The sequence below is a fragment of the Marinobacter zhanjiangensis genome, from assembly GCF_014651935.1.
GTDB lineage: Bacteria > Pseudomonadota > Gammaproteobacteria > Pseudomonadales > Oleiphilaceae > Marinobacter > Marinobacter zhanjiangensis.
The window spans coordinates 483,037-499,571 of record NZ_BMXV01000002.1; the positions used below are offsets into that span (position 1 = coordinate 483,037).

The window sequence follows — 16,535 nt, forward strand, 5'->3', positions numbered from 1 at the left end:
TCATGGCACTCGATCACGCTCCGCTGGGCAAGTCCAGCGACTACCCCGAGCATTATGCGCCGGAGCTGCTGTTTCCGGTGCCGCGGGATGACAACCGTCGCCGGATTGCCCTGGAGGATGGCCGCTGGCCCTGGTTCGGGGAAGATCTGTGGCAGGCCTGGGAGTTGTCCTGGCTGCGCCCGTCCGGCGTGCCCGAGGTGGCGTGGGGCGAGTTCCGGCTGCCGGCGGCATCGCCCAGCCTGATCGAGTCCAAGTCCCTGAAGCTGTACCTGAACTCCTTTAACCAGGAAGTTTTCTCGTCCCACGATCAGGTGCAGGACACCATCCAGCGGGATCTGTCCAGCGCCTGCGGCGCCCACGTTGGGGTGATGCTGTTCAGCGTCGACCGGGGCATGATGGCCGCTGGTCGCCCGGAGGGTGCGATACTGATTGATGACGAGCCGGTGGAGGATGTGGGCTATGTTTATTGCCCGGAAGTGCTGGCGGCGGACGGCGACACGGTGAGCGAAAGCCTGTGCTCACACCTGCTGAAGAGCAATTGCCCGGTGACCGGTCAGCCGGACTGGGGAACCCTGCAGGTGGATTACACCGGGCCGGCCATTAACCGGGCTTCGCTGTTGCGCTACGTGGTGGGCTTCCGCCAGAAGCAGGATTTCCACGAGCATTGCGTGGAAACGGTATTCACCGACCTGATGAAGGCCTGTCAGCCCGACCATTTGACGGTGAGCGCCCGGTATACCCGCCGTGGCGGGCTGGATATCAATCCCTGGCGCAGTACCGACCCGGGCGAAGCTCCGAGACTGCGGCTGGTCCGGCAGTAATCGACCAGGACGGGGCTCGCGGCCTATACCCCGTGGCGCAGTTCTGCCGGGCATGGCCCTAGCGGTCAGCCTCCTCGTCCCTCAGCCGGTCGGCGGCCTCTTCCAGGGCTTCCAGAATGGACCGGCGGTCACGGTCGCAGATATTCCCGGAATCCAGGTACATGGCGAAGCCGGCGTGCTCATGCTCCACAAAGCTGCGGTTGGGGCCCAGGTCGCGGCGGAAATCGATTACCTCATAGATGGAGACCGGACGGCCAAAGCCCTTGACGGTGATCTCCCCCTTGTCCCGGCACATGATTCGCTCCTTGATCAGCGAGAAGGTCTCGTAGGAGACCAGGATCTGCCCGGGCTCGGCAAGCTGCTCCAGGCGGCTGGCCAGGTTTACTTCCTTGCCGATGATGGTGTAATCCATGCGGTTTTCCGCGCCGAAGTTGCCCACCGTGACGAAGCCGGAGCTGATGCCCATGCGGATTTCCAGAGGGGTGCGGATGCCCTGACTGCGCCAGCGCTGGCGCATGATCTTCATGTGGTTACGCATGTCCACCGCCATGGAGACACAGGCCAGGGCGTCTTCCTTCTGGCCCCTTGAGGAGGGATCACCGAAGAAGATCATGATGGAATCGCCCACAAACTTGTCGATGGTGCCGCCGTACTTCAGGGCCACTTCCGACATCTCGTTGAAATAGTGGTTGAGTAGCTCGGTCAGCGCCTCCGGTTCCATTTCCTCCGACAGGTCGGTAAAACCCTTGATGTCGGAGAAGAAAACACTCAGCTTCTTGCGTCGTGTTTCCAGCCGCACGTCCCGCTCACCGGTAAAGATGGACTGCCAGACCTGGGGTGACAGGTACTTGGAAAGCTTGTCAGACAGGGCGATGGACTGCTCCCGCTGCTTCTGGATCTGGGTCTTGGCGGACAGCAGGATGCGGGCCTGCTGGTGGGTGTAATAGGCGGTCACGCAGATATAGATACCCACCCCCACCAGCGATACTACACTGGTCAGCAGCGGCGTACTGAAGTCGGTGGTCAGCCCCAGCAGGCCCACCATCAGTCCCGCCGCGGCCCCCAGCAACAGCGTGCCGTAGAACCACAGATACAGCCCGCCAACAATCAGGCAACTGAACATCAGCTGCAGCCCCATGGCCAGTGAGGGCACCGGTGTCAGGCCGGTCAGGCCAATGACGGAACCAATAACAATACATTCCACCAGCAGCATGTATTGACGGATTCGGGGCTCCCGGCCGGCGCCGATAGAGCGGCTGACAAACATCACGGTATGGGGCCAGACAGCGCCGGCGGCCAGCAGCCACAACAGGTTCTGGTCGAAGATGCCATCGATGACGCCGGCAATGAGTATGCCGCAGACAGCCGCGCTGCCAAGCACACGGCCGTTGAAATCGGGCAGGGGAGGAATGGCCTGTGGCGTGTCCTGTAGCGATGTATCCGTAGTGGACTTGTGGTCGGAATCCGACGTGCTCGCGTAGCCTGACATGCTCCTTCCTTATGGGAGGATGAGGGAGATGATTCAGTGTTGTCATTTTCGGTGGCGGCGGTTAGGGTTCCTGCGATAAACCGCGCTGAATCCAGCGTTCGAGATTACCAGCAAAGCTACGGGCGGACAACGCGCTGCTGCGCCCCTGACACGGAGATGGCGTTTGACCATGAACACAGTAACCAGGGCAATTCTTGACCGCAGTTCCGAACCGCGGCTGCGGGCGCCAGCTCCCCCGAAAGCGGTGCTGGACCTTGCCCTTGCCTGTGCAGCGAGGGCACCGGACCATGCTCTGCTGCGGCCCTGGCGATACCTGGTGGTTGAAGGCGATGGCCTGCAGCATCTGGGGGATCTGTTCGCGGCAAGCGCATCGGCAGACGCCACCGAAGCCCAGCGGGACAAGCTGCGCAAGTCACCGTTGCGGGCACCGATGGTGCTGGTGGCCGTGGCCTCGCCGGTCAGTCACCCGAAGGTGCCGGCCCATGAACAGGCGTATTCCTGTGCCGCCGCGACCGCCTACCTGGAGCTGGCGCTGCAGGCCGAGGGATTCGGGGCCATGTGGCGTACCGGTGCTGTGGCCGAGAGCACGGTTGTACGCGAAGGCCTGGGGCTGTCCGCGAACGAGTCCATCGTCGGCTTTATCTACACGGGCACGGTGGACACTCGCAAACCGGCGGTACCGCGGCCGGAAGTGGCCGAATTCACCTCGAACTGGCCCGGCTGATCCGGCGCTTCCGGAACGACGGCAAGCCAAGGGAAAAGGCTTGCCGCACAGACCTTTCTCTCCTGCTGCAATGTCTGTCTCTGTTTCTGACAGATCAACCTATCTATCTGAAAACCCGCCAATAAAATAATTATTACAAGCCTGGCATCCTGATTGCTTTGTTACTTGCAAACGTTCCCTGACCGGCAAAAGCGGCAGGGAGATGCAGTTACTGGAGGCAACATGGCGATCAGCTTCGACAACGCACTGGGTATTCACGAACAGGCACTGGTTGCCCGCAGTCAACGGGCGGAAGTGCTGGCAAATAACCTGGCCAACGCGGATACCCCCGGCTTCAAGGCCCGGGATGTGGATTTCCAGGCCATGCTCGACAAGGCCACTGAAGCCTCGCAAGGGATGTCCATGGAGCGCACACACCAGTCGCACATGGATGTGTCGGCGGGTGCCGGGTCTTCCAACGAGCTGTTATATCGCCTTCCACACCAGCCGTCCATTGACGGTAATACCGTGGATGCCCAGCAGGAACAGACCCGGTTCATGCGTAATGCCATGGATTTCCAGGCCAGTTTCCAGTTTCTGAACAGCAAGTTTTCCGGCCTGAGCAAGGCCATCACGGGCCAGTGAGCCGGCCCCTGGTCTAGAGGAGAATAGATATGTCCCTGGGAAGCATTTTTGATATCGCCGGCTCTGGCATGACGGCACAGCAGCTACGGCTGAATACCACCGCATCGAACATTGCCAATGCGGAAACCGCCAGTTCCAGTACCGACCAGACCTACCGGGCACGAAAGCCAGTATTTTCGGCCATGCAGCAGCAGATGCTGAACCCGGACCAGGCCAGTGGCCATTTCGCCTTTGGCGAGGGTAATGGCGCGGGCGTCAGCGTGGACGGGGTTGTGGAGAGTCAGGAAGAGCTGCAGATGCGCTACGAGCCTCACCATCCCGCCGCCAATGAAGAGGGTTATGTTTACTACCCCAATGTGAACGTGGTGGAAGAAATGGCGGACATGATGTCGTCTTCACGCAGCTTCCAGATGAATGTGGACGTGATGAACGCTGCCAAATCCATGATGCAGCGGGTGCTGACGCTGGGACAGCAGTAAGCGGCCAGTGATTCTTGTTCGGGGATTTGACCAATGAGCATAGTAAATACCACCAACGCAACCACGGACGTGCTGGCGGAGTTCCGCGCGAAGCAGGACTCCAAGGCGACCGGCAGCGACGATCTGGGAAAGAACGAGTTCATGGAGCTGATGATTGCCCAGCTCAAGAACCAGAATCCGCTGGAGCCCAAGGGCAACGGCGAGTTCATTGCCGACCTGGCCCAGTTCAGCTCGCTGGAAGAGATGCAGAGCCTGAATTCTTCGGTGGACAGTGTGGTGGGCGAGTTCCGCTCCACCCAGGCCCTGCAGGCATCGGCCATGGTGGGCAAGAGCGTTTTGGCACCGGCCAACTTCGGCATTCTCGACCAGAGCGGCCAGATGCAGGGTGCGGTTAATGTGCCCTCCAGCACCGGCGGGCTGCGGATCAATATCGAGAACGCCTCCGGGGAGATGGTCCGGCAACTGGATCTGGGGCAGGCTGCCGCAGGCCAGCAGGAATTCACCTGGGACGGCAAGGACGGTAACGGCAACGCCTTGCCGCCCGGGAAATATTACGTCGCCGCCCAGGGCAGTTATCCGGATGGCAACGAACAGCTGCAGACCATGATGAGCGCCAATGTGGACAGTGTGTCCCTGGGGCAGGGCGGCAGTATCACCCTGAACCTGGCCGGCATGGGCTCACTGCCCCTGTCTGAAGTTCAGCAAATCAACTGAGTGAGGTAAACCATGGCATTTAATATCGGACTCAGCGGCCTGCGCGCCTCACAAGTGGATCTCGATGTCACCGGCAACAACATCTCCAACGCCAGTACTGTGGGCTTCAAGGGCAGTCAGGCCCAGTTCGGCGACCTGTATTCCAGCGGCTTCCTGAGCTCAGGCGATATGTCGGTGGGTAGCGGCGTCAAGGTACAGGACGTCAAGCAGAGCTTCGGACAGGGCAGCATCAGCGGCACCCAGAATGGCCTGGACATGGCCATCGACGGGGACGGCTTCTTCGTGCTGAACAACAACGGCCAGGTGCAGTATTCCCGGGCCGGACAGTTCAGTATCGATAAGGAGGGGTTTGTTACCAACAACCAGTCCATGCGGGTACAGGGTTACCAGGCGGACGACGATGGCAACCTGAGCGGGGTCCGGGGGGATCTGCAGATTGATTCCGATAACCTGGCGCCCCAGCGTACCACCCGTTTCGATTCGGAACTGAACCTGGATTCCCGGGAGTCGGTGTTGGAGGTGGTCAAGCAGACCTTTGCCAACCCTTTTACCGATCCCAGCGATCCTCCGGCAGGTCTTGGTGCCGACGAGACCCTGAGCTTCAGCTACCCGGACGGTCGTAAGGTTGATGCGGAGTTCCTGGCCGGTGACCGTGCCCGTAAAATTGCTGAACAACTGAACGAGTTGAGTGATGTCAGCGCCTCCGCTCGCACCCAGCTTGACATTCCCAGCGGCTCAGGGGCAATCAACCCGGACAAAAACTATCAGATCATGGGGGAAACTTTTTCAATCCCGGGAGCTGCTGACGGAATAAACACTGACGCCGAGGCCCGGGACTGGCTCCAGGATGCCATTAACGATTCGCCGCTGAATACCTTGAATGCGACATCCCAGGGCGACTCCGGCATGCGCCTGATCGATAGCCGTGGCAATGAATTACTGATGGCCGAAGTGGATGATGCCGGAGTCGAAGTCACTGGCGGCTTCAAGGAATATGGCGAAGAATCCATCACTCAGATCAGCCTGGGTCAGGGTATCGACGTCGCTTCCGATGCTGCGGGTACTTCCCCGATACTGGGCGCCGATACTCCGGTCACTACCCGGACCAATACCTTCAGCCCGGATGACCAGCGGACTTACAACCACGCTACGTCTTCCACGATTTATGACAGTCTTGGCAACCCCCATACCATGACCCAGTACTTCGTGAAGGAGCCGGTTACCGGTGGCGACAGTGTCTGGGCCATGTACGTCCAGATCGACGACGAGGACGTGGGTGATCCGCCCTTTACGACCGGTGAGCCTACCCGAGCCCGTTATGAAATGGAGTTCAACAGTGATGGCTCTATCGCGTCGGTGGATGGCGATCCTGACGGGCAGATTCTGATTTCCAACTGGACGCCGAAGGATGACTCTGGTCAGCCCAATGGTGCTGATGGTCCGTTGCCGATCGCAGATGGCGGCCAACTACCTATTTCCGATCCGCCTGTGTCCTCGAACTTCATGCTTGATGTTAACGAAACCACACAGTATGGCTCATCTTTCGGGGTGGTCGACCAGCAGCAGAACGGCTACACCACCGGTCGGCTCTCGGGTCTGGACGTTTCCGGGGAGGGGGTGATCTTCGCCCGCTACTCCAACGGCCAGTCCCAGAACCTGGGGCAGGTGGCTTTGGCAAGCTTTGCCAACACCGATGGACTGTCTCCGGTAGGCGACACCAACTGGGTGGAAACCTTCGAGTCCGGTCAGCCGATCTATGGTCAACCGGGCACCGGCACACTGGGGGGCATTGCCTCCAGCTCGGTGGAGGAATCCAACGTGGACCTGTCCCAGGAGCTGGTCAACCTGATCATCGCCCAGCGCAACTACCAGGCAAACGCCAAGACCATTGAGACCTCGGATGCGGTGACGCAGACTATTATCAATCTGCGTTAAACGCGTTTTATGGCTGGCTTTCGATTGCCTCAGGCTACCTTCGAGGCTTGAGGAGCCGGAGTGTGGGGGACCTCTTTCGTAACAGCGCCAGGGATGGCGCGGAGCAAGGCGGGTTGCCATGGATGGTCCCTGAATTGCGGTGGAGAAAGAGGTCCCCCATGTTCAGGCTCCCGCCCGCCAAGTTTTCGATCCCCACAATAACCCAAAAGTAATTGTTCTGGCACGACTCCTGCAAGAACCATGGAAACGACGTAAAAACGTCAGATTTCCGGCAGGAGTTTTCCCCATGGACAAGTCCCTCTACATCGGCATGTCAGGCGCCAAGCAAAACATGATGGCGCAGCAGTCGCATGCCAACAACCTTGCCAACGTCAACACCACCGGCTTCAAGAAAGATTTCGCCCAGGCCCGCAGCATGCCCGTGTTCGGTGAACACCACCCGACCCGCGCCTACGCCATGACCGAAAGACCCGGCACCGACTTCAGCCCCGGGGCACTGCAGCAGACCGGTCGCAAACTGGATGTGGCAGTAGACGGCGAGGGCTGGCTGGCCGTCCAGAACGACCAGGGTGAAGAAGTATTCAGCCGTTCCGGCAGCATGCAGGTAGATGTCAACGGCATCCTGCGCCTCAGTTCCGGCGAACCGGTGCTGGGCAACGGAGGACCGGTCGCCCTGCCACCCTACGAGAACCTGCAGGTGGGTGCCGATGGCACCATCTCCATTCAGCCCGTGGGCGGTCCGCCGGACCAGCTGGTGGAAATTGACCGCCTCAAACTGGTTACCCCGGATCCCGATGACCTGATGAAAGGCGAAGACGGCTTTATCCGCCGCAAGCCCGACGCCGCCATCGACGGCCAGGAAGAACCCGATGCCAACGCCCGCGTAGCCTCCGGCTTCCTGGAAAGTTCTAACGTCAACGCCGTCGAGGAAATGATCGCCAACCTGGAACTGTCCCGCCAGTTCGAAATGCAGGTGAAGGTCATGCAGAGCGCCGACGAGAATTCCGAGGCAACGGCACGGCTGTTGCAGAACCTCTGATAACAACACGATTACCGGCCTGAGCACCCCCGGGCGGCAAACCTTCGCCGCCGGGTGACAGCCCAAGAGGAGTCCAGACATGCATCCAGCACTTTGGGTCAGTAAAACCGGCCTCAGCGCCCAGGACACGAAGATGACCACCATCTCCAACAACCTGGCGAACGTGAATACTACCGGTTTCAAACGCGACAGAGCCGTCTTCCAGGACCTGCTGTACCAGATCGACCGTCAGCCCGGTGGCATGAACACCCAGAATGCCGAGCTTCCTTCCGGTCTTCAGTTGGGTACCGGTGTGCGGGTCGTAGGCACCACCAAACAGTTCACCCAGGGCAACCTGCAGGTGACCGAGCAGCCGCTGGACCTGGCGGTCAACGGGCGGGGTTTCTTCCAGATTCAGATGCCCGATGGCGAGGTCTCCTACACCCGTGACGGCCAGTTCCAGATCAACTCAGATGGTGACATGGTGACACCGGATGGCTACCTGGTGGAGCCGAACATCAACATTCCCGAGAACGCCACCACTGTGACCATCGGTAAAGATGGCACCGTTTCGGCGATGGTCGGCAACCAGGCCGATCCGGTCAATCTGGGGCAGATTCCCCTGGTTGACTTCATTAACCCGCAGGGCCTGCAGGCCATGGGTAACAACCTGTTCCGGGAAACCGCCGCCAGTGGTGATCCCCAGGAAGGCGAAGCCGGCATCGGCGGGCTGGGCGCCATCGAGCAGGGCATGACCGAGGCCTCCAACGTTGAGGTGGTGGAAGAACTGGTCAACATGATCACCACCCAGCGGGCCTACGAAATGAACTCCAAGGTGGTATCTGCAGCCGATCAGATGCTGCAGTTCATCACCAACAATATCGGTTAACGGTTAACGGGTCGCAGATCATGACAGTCCTCATCACCAAACCCGCATTCAGCACATTCAGGGGGGGGCCCGGGATCTCCCTGGTCATGGTGCTGGCCCTGTTGCAGGGCTGTCAGTCCATGACCCGTGAACGCCCGGAGCCCAATGACCCGGCGTACGCCCCGGTGCGCGCCGAGGCCATGGAACAGCAGGGAAGCCATACCGGTGCCATCTACCAGAACTCCCGTAACTACAGTCTCTATGGTGACAGCACCGCGCTCAACGTCGGGGACATTCTTACCGTTACCCTGCAGGAGTCCACCAGCGCCAGCAAGAACGCCGAAAGCAGCATCACCAAGGACAATGAAATCGGTATGGGTACGCCGTCGTTCTTCGGAAGGAATTTCGAGCGCCTCGGCGGCAGTGTCAACAGTGAGCGGGATTTTGAAGGTCAGGCCGAGGCGGACCAGAGCAACAGCCTGGCCGGCAACATCACCGTGACTGTCACCGAGGTGCTGCCCAACGGTGTTCTGCGAATCCGTGGTGAGAAGTGGCTGTCGCTGACCAATGGTGATGAGTATCTCCGTGTCAGCGGGCTGGTTCGTCCCGAAGACATTTCCCCGGATAACACCGTGTCATCCCAGCGTATTGCGGATGCCCGGCTGGCCTACGGCGGTACCGGTGACTTTGACCAGGCCAATCAGCCCGGCTGGCTGACCCGATTCTTCAACAGTGAGTGGTGGCCCCTGTGAGTGCATTCCGAATTCTCGCTATCAGTCTGATGCTGGCCGTGGTCTCCGCTCCCGTGCTGGCGGATCGCCTGAAAGATCTGACCCGGGTAAAAGGTGTACGGGACAACCAGCTGGTGGGTTATGGCCTGGTGGTGGGGCTGGATGGCACCGGCGATTCCGGCCCGGCCACCAACCAGACCTACCGCAACATGATGAACCGGTTTGGCATCACTATTCCGGACGGGGTCAATCCCAACACAGACAATGTGGCCGCCGTCAGCGTGCACGCCACCCTGCCGCCTTTCGCCAAGAACGGCCAGAAGCTGGATATCACCGTATCGTCACTGGGCAACGCCGACAGCCTGCGCGGTGGTACCTTGCTGATGACACCTCTCAAGGGCGCGGACGACCAGGTGTACGCCATGGCCCAGGGCAGTCTGGTCGTGGGTGGCTTCGGCGCCCAGGGTCAGGACGGTTCCCGCATTACCGTCAACGTACCCAGCGTAGGCCGCATTCCCAACGGCGCCACCATTGAGCGTGAGGTGACCAGCCCCTTTACCGAGGGCGACACCATTACCCTCAACCTGCTGCGCTCCGACTTCACCACTGCCCGCCGGGTGGTGGAGACCATTAACGATTATCTCGGTGAGGGCATGGCCTACGCCCACGATGGTACGGCCATCTCCGTGAAAGCACCGCGGGATCCGTCCCAGCGGGTCAGCTTCCTGTCGCTTCTGGAGAACCTGGAAGTGGACCCGGCGGAAGGAGCCGCCAAGGTGGTGATCAATAGCCGCACCGGCACCATCGTGGTGGGGCAGAATGTGCAGGTCAGCCCCGCCGCCGTCACCCACGGCAACCTGACGGTCACCATCCAGGAAAACCCGGAAGTGGATCAGCCCAATCCGTTCGCCGGTGGCGAGACCGTGGTCACGCCGAACACCCAGATTGCCGTCACCGAAGAGCCGGCACGGATGTTCCAGTTCGGCCCGGCCACCACCCTGAACGAGATCGTTCAGGCCGTGAACCAGGTTGGCGCGGCCCCGGGTGATGTCATGGCCGTGCTGGAAGCCCTCAAACAGGCCGGTGCCCTCCGGGCCGAACTGATTGTCATATAGGTGACGCCATGCAGACCTCCGGAACCGAGCAGGCACAGTACTACACCGAGTTCGCCGGGCTTAACGCTCTCAAGACCCAGGCGACGACTGATCGCAAGGCAGCCCTTGAGGAAGTGGCGCGCCAGTTCGAGGGGCTGTTCCTGTCACAGATGCTCAAGAGCATGCGGTCCGCCAACGAGGTGCTGTCCGAAGGCAATTACCTGAACAGTCAGGAATCCGGGTTCTACCAGGACATGTTCGACAGCCAGCTCAGCCTGTCCATGACCCGGGGCGAGGGGCTGGGGCTGAGTCAGGCTCTGGTCAGTCAGCTCAGTCGCCAGATTCCGGGCATGGATGAAGAGGGGAATGCCCTCGCGGGCGCCAATCGTACGCTGGCGGACTATGATCGCAGCATACCGGCGCTGTCGCCCGGTCTGCCGGAGAAGGTGGATGAGGTAAAGGCGCTGGCGGAGCCGGACCGTGCGGCCCCGGAGCGGGCACAGACAAACCGGCCGGCATCCACGCCGGCTGCGCAGGCGCCGATGCCGGAGCGTTTTGACAGCCCGGAAGACTTTGTCCGCACCCTGTTGCCCATGGCCCGGGATGCCGCCGAGGAGTCAGGTATAGACCCGCGCCTGATGGTGGCCCAGGCGGCGCTGGAAACCGGTTGGGGCAAGCATATGATTCGCGGTAACAACGGCGATCACAGCTACAACCTGTTCGGTATCAAGGCCGACAGCCGCTGGCAGGGCGAATCGGTAAATATCGCCACCACGGAATTCCGTGAAGGGGTGAAAATGCAGGAACGCGCCGATTTCCGCCGTTACCCGGACTACCAGGAGAGTTTCCGGGACTATGTAAGCTTCCTGCAGGACAACCCCCGTTACCGGGATGTGTGGGAAGTGGCGGATCAGCCGGAAGCCTTTGCCGAGCGGCTGCAACAGGCCGGTTACGCCACCGACCCGGCCTACGGGCGCAAGATTCGCAGCATCATGGAGGGGGAGCCGTTCGAGGCTGCCCTGGACCGTTTCCAGACCCTGTCCCGGGTTTCTGAGGAGTAATCGCCATGGCAGGTCTGATCAACATTGGCCTGAGCGGGGTGCTGGGTCACCAGAATGCCCTCAACACCACCGGCAACAACATATCCAACGCCAACACCCCCGGCTACAGCCGGCAGGAAGTGCAGTTCGAATCCAGCAACAGCCAGTTTACCAGTAACGGCTATGTTGGAACCGGCGTCGACATTGCCAACATCCGGCGTTTGGCGGACCAGTTTCTGGTGGATCAGGTGCGTTCGGACACGTCCCTGTACAACGAACAGGAAACCCTGCGCAGCGAAATGTCCCGGCTGGATAACCTGCTGGGGGGCGAAGATACCGGCCTTTCGAAATCCCTCAACAACTTCTTCGCGTCATTGCAGAACGCCGCCGAAGATCCCGGTTCGCTACCACAGCGTCAACTGGTGCTGAGCGAGGCACAAAGCGTGGTGAACCGCTTCCAGGCCCTGCAGCAGGAGTTCATCCAGCAGCGGGAACTGGTCAAGACACAAATGGGCGAGAACGTGGCGGATGCCAACACCTTGCTCAAGAGCGTGGCCGAGCTCAACCTGGCCATCTCTGAATCGCCCGGTCTGGCCCAGGGCAATCCGCCCAACGATCTGCTGGACCAGCGGGACGAGGCCATCCGTAAGCTGTCGGAAATCGTCAGTGTGCGGGTCTCTTCCTCCGGCGGCGGCCAGGTGAACGTGGCACTGACCAATGGCCAGGGTCTGGTGGTGGGTTCCGATGCTTCCCAGCTGGGCATCCGCCGTAATGCCGATGATCCGTCGCGACAGGAGTTCACCCTGAGTGATGGCAATCGTACCCAGGTGATCGATGAGCAGATTACCGGCGGCAAGCTCGGTGGGCTGAAACGTTTCGAAAGCGAGGGTCTGATGCCCGCCTTCGACCAGCTGGGGCGTATCGCCATTGCCCTGCAGGATACGGTTAACCACCAGCACCAGATCGGCATGGATCTGGAGGGCGACCTGGGCGGACTGTTCTTCAGCGAGATCAATTCCCGTGAAAAGCAGCTGGCCCGGGTGGTTGCCAGTGGCAACAACACGCAGCCAGCGAATGGCGTGGTTGCGGTGGATCTTACCGACACCTCCCGTCTGTCGGCCGGCTCCTTCACCCTGCAGATTACCGGCGAAGACGGCCGTGGCTACGAGCTGATCGACCAGAAGACCAACAAGGTGGTCAACCAGGGGCAACTGCCCAATACCCTGCCTGCCGAGATCAACATGCCGGGCTTCAATGTGCGGGTGGAATCCGGAAACTTCAGCAAGGGTGACCGGTTTCTGATCCAGCCCACGCGGCTGGAGGCCTCCAATATTTCCCTGCAGGTGGAGCGGGAGGAGGATCTGGCATTCGCCAGCCCGGTCCGCGCCGAAGCCGACAGTGGCAACAGCGGTGACGCCACCATCAACCAGGGGGTGATGTTTGATGTGCGTAACCCGCGTACCAATGCGCCGCTCTCAGACTTTACCGTCAAGGGGGAGCTGAACCCGCCGCTGGAGGTGTACTTCACGGCAGACGACGCGTACGAGATCCGGGACCCGGCCGGCGCAGTGCTTCGGACCGGCACCTACCAGGCCGGCACCAGCAACAAACTGTTCACCGAGGATCCTTCCGACCCGGACTACCGGGGTTTCCAGTTTGAAATCAGCGGTAACCCCAAAGAGGGCGACAGTTTCAACATCAACTACAACTCAAACGGGGTTTCCGATAACCGTAACGCTGAATTCCTGGCCGGACTTGCCACAAAGAACACCATGAATGAAGGCTCCCAGAGTTTTACCGAGGGCTATGCCGGGCTGGTGGAACAGGTGGGCGTGAAAACCCGTCAGGCACAGCTTGACAGTGATTCCGGCAAGACCCTGCTTGAGCAGTCCACGGAACAGCGGGAGTCCGTATCCGGGGTCAACCTGGATGAGGAAGCCGGCCGCCTGATCCAGTACCAGGCCGCTTACAATGCCTCCGCCAAGGTGATGGGTGTGGCCCAGGAGCTCTTTAACACGCTGCTCGGCACGTTCCGATAGCGGGTCAGTTGAGGTGATTTGACATGATCAGAATATCTTCACAACAGATCTTTTCCGGTGGCGTCAATCGGTTGCAGGATCTGAACGTCAACCTGAACCAGACCCAGGAACAGATTTCCACCGGCAAGCGGGTCAACAACCCCTCCGACGACCCGGTGGCAGCCGCCCGTATTCTCAAGCTGGATCAGGAAGTAGGGCGCATCGAAACCTACCAGCGCAACGTAGGACTGGCGGAGAACCGGCTGCAGCGAGAAGAGAGCTCCCTGAGCAGCATGGTCGATATTGTCCAGCGGGTCCGGGAACTGACGGTGCAGGCCGGCAGCGGCTCCCTGTCGGCACAGGACCGGCAATCCATTTCCGCCGAACTCAAGCAGCGCCTGGAACAGCTGGCGTCCCAGGCCAATACCCAGGATAGCTCCGGCTCTTACATCTTCAGCGGTTTCCAGGGGGATTCCCCGGCTTTCGCCAAGAGTGCTGATGGCAAATGGGTCTATCAGGGCGACGAAGGGCAGCGAAACCTGGAAATCGACGACGGCGTCAACGTGGCCATCAGCGACCATGGCAAGGAGCTGTTCGTCAATGTGCCCAGTTCGGGGCCGACGTTCTTCACCGAATCCGATCCGGACAATTCCGACTCTGCACGGATCAGTACCGGGGCGGTACTGGATCCTCAGCTGGTGTCTGATGCGTCCCCCACCGATCTGGCAGTCACAATAGAGGATCTTGGCGGTGGCGCCTTGGGCTATCGGGTTACCGAGCGTGAGAGCGGTACTCCGGTTGTTCCGCCGGCTGCAGCGGATCCAGCGATCCCCTATGTCAGTGGTGAAAGCATCCGTGTGGATGGGATGCAGTTCGAGATCACCGGGGCCGAGGCGGGCGACCAGTTCAACATCAATACCAGCGACAAGCAGTCGGTATTCAGTTCCATCGAGAAGCTTATCTATGGTTTGGACAATCTACCGAAGCAGCCTGATGCAGGAGCTATCACCGACTTTAACGCCAACGCGGGTGACTCCCTGAAAATAAACGACGCCACACTGAGTTTTCCGACGGGCGGCGGGATACAGGCGTTGGCCGACAAGATCAACGGCAGTGATGATGAATCCCTGGCTGGTATCGAGGCCCGGATTGAGGGAACTGAGTTGAAGCTGATGTCTTCTGGCAAAGAAGTCAGCATCGACGCCACTGGTTTTAACGGGACTCTGCAGACATCCGGCGCACGGTTCGATGATATCGGCATTACCACCGGTACAGTGGATGCCGGTGCGACCGACACAGCCCGGTTTATCAGCTCCCAGGCCACCTACGATCAGTTGATCGCCGACTCCCTGGGTAATCTGGACAACGCCCAGGAGACCATCCTGCGCACCCAGACCGAGATCGGCGGCCGCCTGAACCAGCTGGAGTCCACCGGGGAGTTCCTGGATAATTCCCAGCTATATGCCAAGGACATCCGCTCACAACTGCAGGACGTGGACTACGCCGAGGCCATCAGCAACCTGTCGTTCCAGAGCTTTGTGCTGCAGGCGGCCCAGCAGTCGTTTGCGCAAACCTCGCAACTGTCGCTGTTCGATCGTATTTAGGACACGGCGGTTGCTTTCAGGAAGCTTGTCATTATAATCCGTGGCTCTTTCCGCTCTCGGTAAGAGCCTGAATTGGCGGCGTGGTGAAATTGGTAGACACGACGGATTCAAAATCCGTTGGGGTAAAACCCGTGGCGGTTCGAGTCCGCCCGCCGCTACCATCTTCTTTCTGATTTCTGGCGCGTTTTCCCCGTTCGCGTCGCCTGGCCGGCCATCGCCATTGGACCATTCCGGGCCAGCCTGTATAATCCGCGCGATTCTGATGGTTCCTGAAACCCCTGTACCCGAGCATTTCCCGGATGAACGTCTCCGATTTTCACTTTGACCTGCCCGACGAGCTGATCGCCCGATATCCCATGGCCGAACGCAGTGCGTCGCGCATGCTGTCGCTGGACGGTGCTTCCGGCTCCGTCGCCCATCGCCAGTTCCGGGATCTTCCCGACCTGCTGGACGCGGACGACCTGCTGGTATTTAACGATACCCGGGTTATCCCGGCGCGCCTGTTCGGTACCAAGCAAACCGGCGGCAAGCTGGAGGTGCTGGTGGAGCGGGTTGTATCCGAAGATACCGTGCTGGCCCATGTGCGGGCGTCCAAGGCCCTGAAACCGGGGCAGCGTGTGGTGCTGGAAGACGGCTCGGAACTGGTCATGCTGGACCGGGACGATGCCCTGTTCCGCCTCCAGACAGCCGCCGGCGAACCGGTGCTGGATTTGCTGGAAAGGGCAGGTCACATGCCGCTGCCCCCCTACGTGGATCGCCCCGACGAGGGCGCGGACCGGGAACGATACCAGACCATTTATGCCCGCGAGGCAGGCGCCGTGGCGGCACCGACCGCAGGCCTTCACTTTGACCAGTCAGTTTTTGATCGCCTCGCCGAGAAGGGTATTGAAACTGCATTCGTTACCCTGCATGTGGGGGCCGGCACCTTCCAGCCGGTGAGGGTCGACAAAATCGAAGATCACGTCATGCACAGCGAGGTGGCCACGGTGCCGCAGGCGACGGTAGACGCCATTCGCCGTACCCGGGCAAGGGGTGGTCGTGTGGTGGCGGTGGGCACGACCTCGGTGCGGTCGCTGGAGTCTGCCAGCCGTGGCGGCGTGGTCAGGCTCATGCAGGGCGAGACGGATATCTTCATCACCCCGGGGTACCGTTTCCAGACCGTGGACGCCATGATCACCAATTTCCACCTGCCGGAATCCACCCTCATCATGCTGGTGAGTGGCTTCGCCGGTTACCAGAACATCATGGCTGCCTACCGGGAAGCGGTTGCGGAACGCTATCGCTTCTTCAGTTATGGTGATGCCATGTTTATTACCGGTCAGGAGCCCAGCCTGGGTGCGCTGACCGACCCAGGAGTCAGTGATGTCTGATCGTAG

Annotated in this window: 15 protein-coding genes and 1 tRNA gene; 15 read left to right on the forward strand and 1 reads right to left on the reverse strand. The window is 60.4% G+C overall.

Going from position 1 to position 16,535, the window contains the following annotated elements; translation table 11 throughout:
• Positions 1-2: 2 nt before the first annotated feature.
• Positions 3-821 (forward strand): NADPH-dependent 7-cyano-7-deazaguanine reductase QueF, encoded by an 819-nt coding sequence (gene queF / locus IE079_RS05655; RefSeq protein WP_189574098.1) that lies wholly within the window; start codon positions 3-5, stop codon positions 819-821.
• Positions 822-879: 58 nt separating this feature from the next.
• Here queF and IE079_RS05660 read toward each other — a convergent pair whose 3' ends face one another.
• Complete coding sequence (locus IE079_RS05660; RefSeq protein ID WP_189574100.1) at positions 880-2,310, reverse strand: adenylate/guanylate cyclase domain-containing protein; 1,431 nt, start codon at positions 2,308-2,310, stop codon at positions 880-882.
• A gap of 169 nt (positions 2,311-2,479) precedes the next feature.
• Between IE079_RS05660 and IE079_RS05665 the strand changes: the two genes are divergently transcribed.
• From IE079_RS05665 to queA, 14 genes are all read left to right on the forward strand, one after another.
• Positions 2,480-3,034 carry a nitroreductase family protein gene (locus IE079_RS05665; protein WP_189574103.1) on the forward strand — a complete coding sequence of 185 codons (555 nt, stop codon included), beginning with the start codon at positions 2,480-2,482 and terminating at the stop codon, positions 3,032-3,034.
• Positions 3,035-3,256: 222 nt separating this feature from the next.
• The gene (gene flgB / locus IE079_RS05670) at positions 3,257-3,658 is read left to right on the forward strand and encodes a flagellar basal body rod protein FlgB (protein ID WP_189574106.1); all 402 of its coding nucleotides are present in this window, start codon (positions 3,257-3,259) and stop codon (positions 3,656-3,658) included.
• 29 nt (positions 3,659-3,687) lie between these two features.
• Complete coding sequence (gene flgC / locus IE079_RS05675) at positions 3,688-4,137, forward strand: flagellar basal body rod protein FlgC (RefSeq protein WP_189574109.1); 450 nt, start codon at positions 3,688-3,690, stop codon at positions 4,135-4,137.
• A gap of 33 nt (positions 4,138-4,170) precedes the next feature.
• The gene (locus tag IE079_RS05680; RefSeq protein ID WP_189574112.1) at positions 4,171-4,851 is read left to right on the forward strand and encodes a flagellar hook assembly protein FlgD; all 681 of its coding nucleotides are present in this window, start codon (positions 4,171-4,173) and stop codon (positions 4,849-4,851) included.
• A 12-nt stretch (positions 4,852-4,863) separates the two neighbouring features.
• Complete coding sequence (locus IE079_RS05685) at positions 4,864-6,786, forward strand: flagellar hook protein FlgE (RefSeq protein ID WP_189574114.1); 1,923 nt, start codon at positions 4,864-4,866, stop codon at positions 6,784-6,786.
• 286 nt (positions 6,787-7,072) lie between these two features.
• Complete coding sequence (flgF, locus tag IE079_RS05690; protein WP_189574117.1) at positions 7,073-7,825, forward strand: flagellar basal-body rod protein FlgF; 753 nt, start codon at positions 7,073-7,075, stop codon at positions 7,823-7,825.
• Positions 7,826-7,904: 79 nt separating this feature from the next.
• Positions 7,905-8,693: a flagellar basal-body rod protein FlgG gene (gene flgG, locus IE079_RS05695; RefSeq protein WP_189574120.1), complete on the forward strand. Its 789-nt coding sequence runs from the start codon at positions 7,905-7,907 to the stop codon at positions 8,691-8,693.
• Between the two features lie 86 nt (positions 8,694-8,779).
• Positions 8,780-9,424 carry a flagellar basal body L-ring protein FlgH gene (gene flgH, locus IE079_RS05700; protein ID WP_373296183.1) on the forward strand — a complete coding sequence of 215 codons (645 nt, stop codon included), beginning with the start codon at positions 8,780-8,782 and terminating at the stop codon, positions 9,422-9,424.
• 29 nt (positions 9,425-9,453) lie between these two features.
• Positions 9,454-10,518 (forward strand): flagellar basal body P-ring protein FlgI, encoded by a 1,065-nt coding sequence (locus tag IE079_RS05705; RefSeq protein WP_265013631.1) that lies wholly within the window; start codon positions 9,454-9,456, stop codon positions 10,516-10,518.
• An 8-nt stretch (positions 10,519-10,526) separates the two neighbouring features.
• Positions 10,527-11,558: a flagellar assembly peptidoglycan hydrolase FlgJ gene (gene flgJ / locus IE079_RS05710; protein ID WP_189574126.1), complete on the forward strand. Its 1,032-nt coding sequence runs from the start codon at positions 10,527-10,529 to the stop codon at positions 11,556-11,558.
• A 5-nt stretch (positions 11,559-11,563) separates the two neighbouring features.
• Positions 11,564-13,576, forward strand: coding sequence for a flagellar hook-associated protein FlgK (flgK, locus tag IE079_RS05715; RefSeq protein WP_189574128.1), 2,013 nt, complete (start codon positions 11,564-11,566; stop codon positions 13,574-13,576).
• Positions 13,577-13,599: 23 nt separating this feature from the next.
• On the forward strand, positions 13,600-15,159 hold the full coding sequence (gene flgL, locus IE079_RS05720; RefSeq protein ID WP_189574130.1) for a flagellar hook-associated protein FlgL: 1,560 nt from the start codon (positions 13,600-13,602) through the stop codon (positions 15,157-15,159).
• Between the two features lie 74 nt (positions 15,160-15,233).
• Positions 15,234-15,320 (forward strand) — tRNA-Leu (locus IE079_RS05725).
• A gap of 138 nt (positions 15,321-15,458) precedes the next feature.
• Positions 15,459-16,529, forward strand: coding sequence for a tRNA preQ1(34) S-adenosylmethionine ribosyltransferase-isomerase QueA (gene queA, locus IE079_RS05730; RefSeq protein WP_189574132.1), 1,071 nt, complete (start codon positions 15,459-15,461; stop codon positions 16,527-16,529).
• Positions 16,530-16,535 lie beyond the last annotated feature (6 nt).

What these genes read in the sequence shown, in the direction of transcription:
- queF (WP_189574098.1), top strand. Translation starts at nt 3, where the DNA reads ATGGCACTCGATCACGCTCCGCTGGGCAAGTCCAGCGACTACCCCGAG.
- IE079_RS05660 (WP_189574100.1), bottom strand. Translation starts at nt 2,310, where the DNA reads ATGTCAGGCTACGCGAGCACGTCGGATTCCGACCACAAGTCCACTACG.
- IE079_RS05665 (WP_189574103.1), top strand. Translation starts at nt 2,480, where the DNA reads ATGAACACAGTAACCAGGGCAATTCTTGACCGCAGTTCCGAACCGCGG.
- flgB (WP_189574106.1), top strand. Translation starts at nt 3,257, where the DNA reads ATGGCGATCAGCTTCGACAACGCACTGGGTATTCACGAACAGGCACTG.
- flgC (WP_189574109.1), top strand. Translation starts at nt 3,688, where the DNA reads ATGTCCCTGGGAAGCATTTTTGATATCGCCGGCTCTGGCATGACGGCA.
- IE079_RS05680 (WP_189574112.1), top strand. Translation starts at nt 4,171, where the DNA reads ATGAGCATAGTAAATACCACCAACGCAACCACGGACGTGCTGGCGGAG.
- IE079_RS05685 (WP_189574114.1), top strand. Translation starts at nt 4,864, where the DNA reads ATGGCATTTAATATCGGACTCAGCGGCCTGCGCGCCTCACAAGTGGAT.
- flgF (WP_189574117.1), top strand. Translation starts at nt 7,073, where the DNA reads ATGGACAAGTCCCTCTACATCGGCATGTCAGGCGCCAAGCAAAACATG.
- flgG (WP_189574120.1), top strand. Translation starts at nt 7,905, where the DNA reads ATGCATCCAGCACTTTGGGTCAGTAAAACCGGCCTCAGCGCCCAGGAC.
- flgH (WP_373296183.1), top strand. Translation starts at nt 8,780, where the DNA reads ATGGTGCTGGCCCTGTTGCAGGGCTGTCAGTCCATGACCCGTGAACGC.
- IE079_RS05705 (WP_265013631.1), top strand. Translation starts at nt 9,454, where the DNA reads ATGCTGGCCGTGGTCTCCGCTCCCGTGCTGGCGGATCGCCTGAAAGAT.
- flgJ (WP_189574126.1), top strand. Translation starts at nt 10,527, where the DNA reads ATGCAGACCTCCGGAACCGAGCAGGCACAGTACTACACCGAGTTCGCC.
- flgK (WP_189574128.1), top strand. Translation starts at nt 11,564, where the DNA reads ATGGCAGGTCTGATCAACATTGGCCTGAGCGGGGTGCTGGGTCACCAG.
- flgL (WP_189574130.1), top strand. Translation starts at nt 13,600, where the DNA reads ATGATCAGAATATCTTCACAACAGATCTTTTCCGGTGGCGTCAATCGG.
- queA (WP_189574132.1), top strand. Translation starts at nt 15,459, where the DNA reads ATGAACGTCTCCGATTTTCACTTTGACCTGCCCGACGAGCTGATCGCC.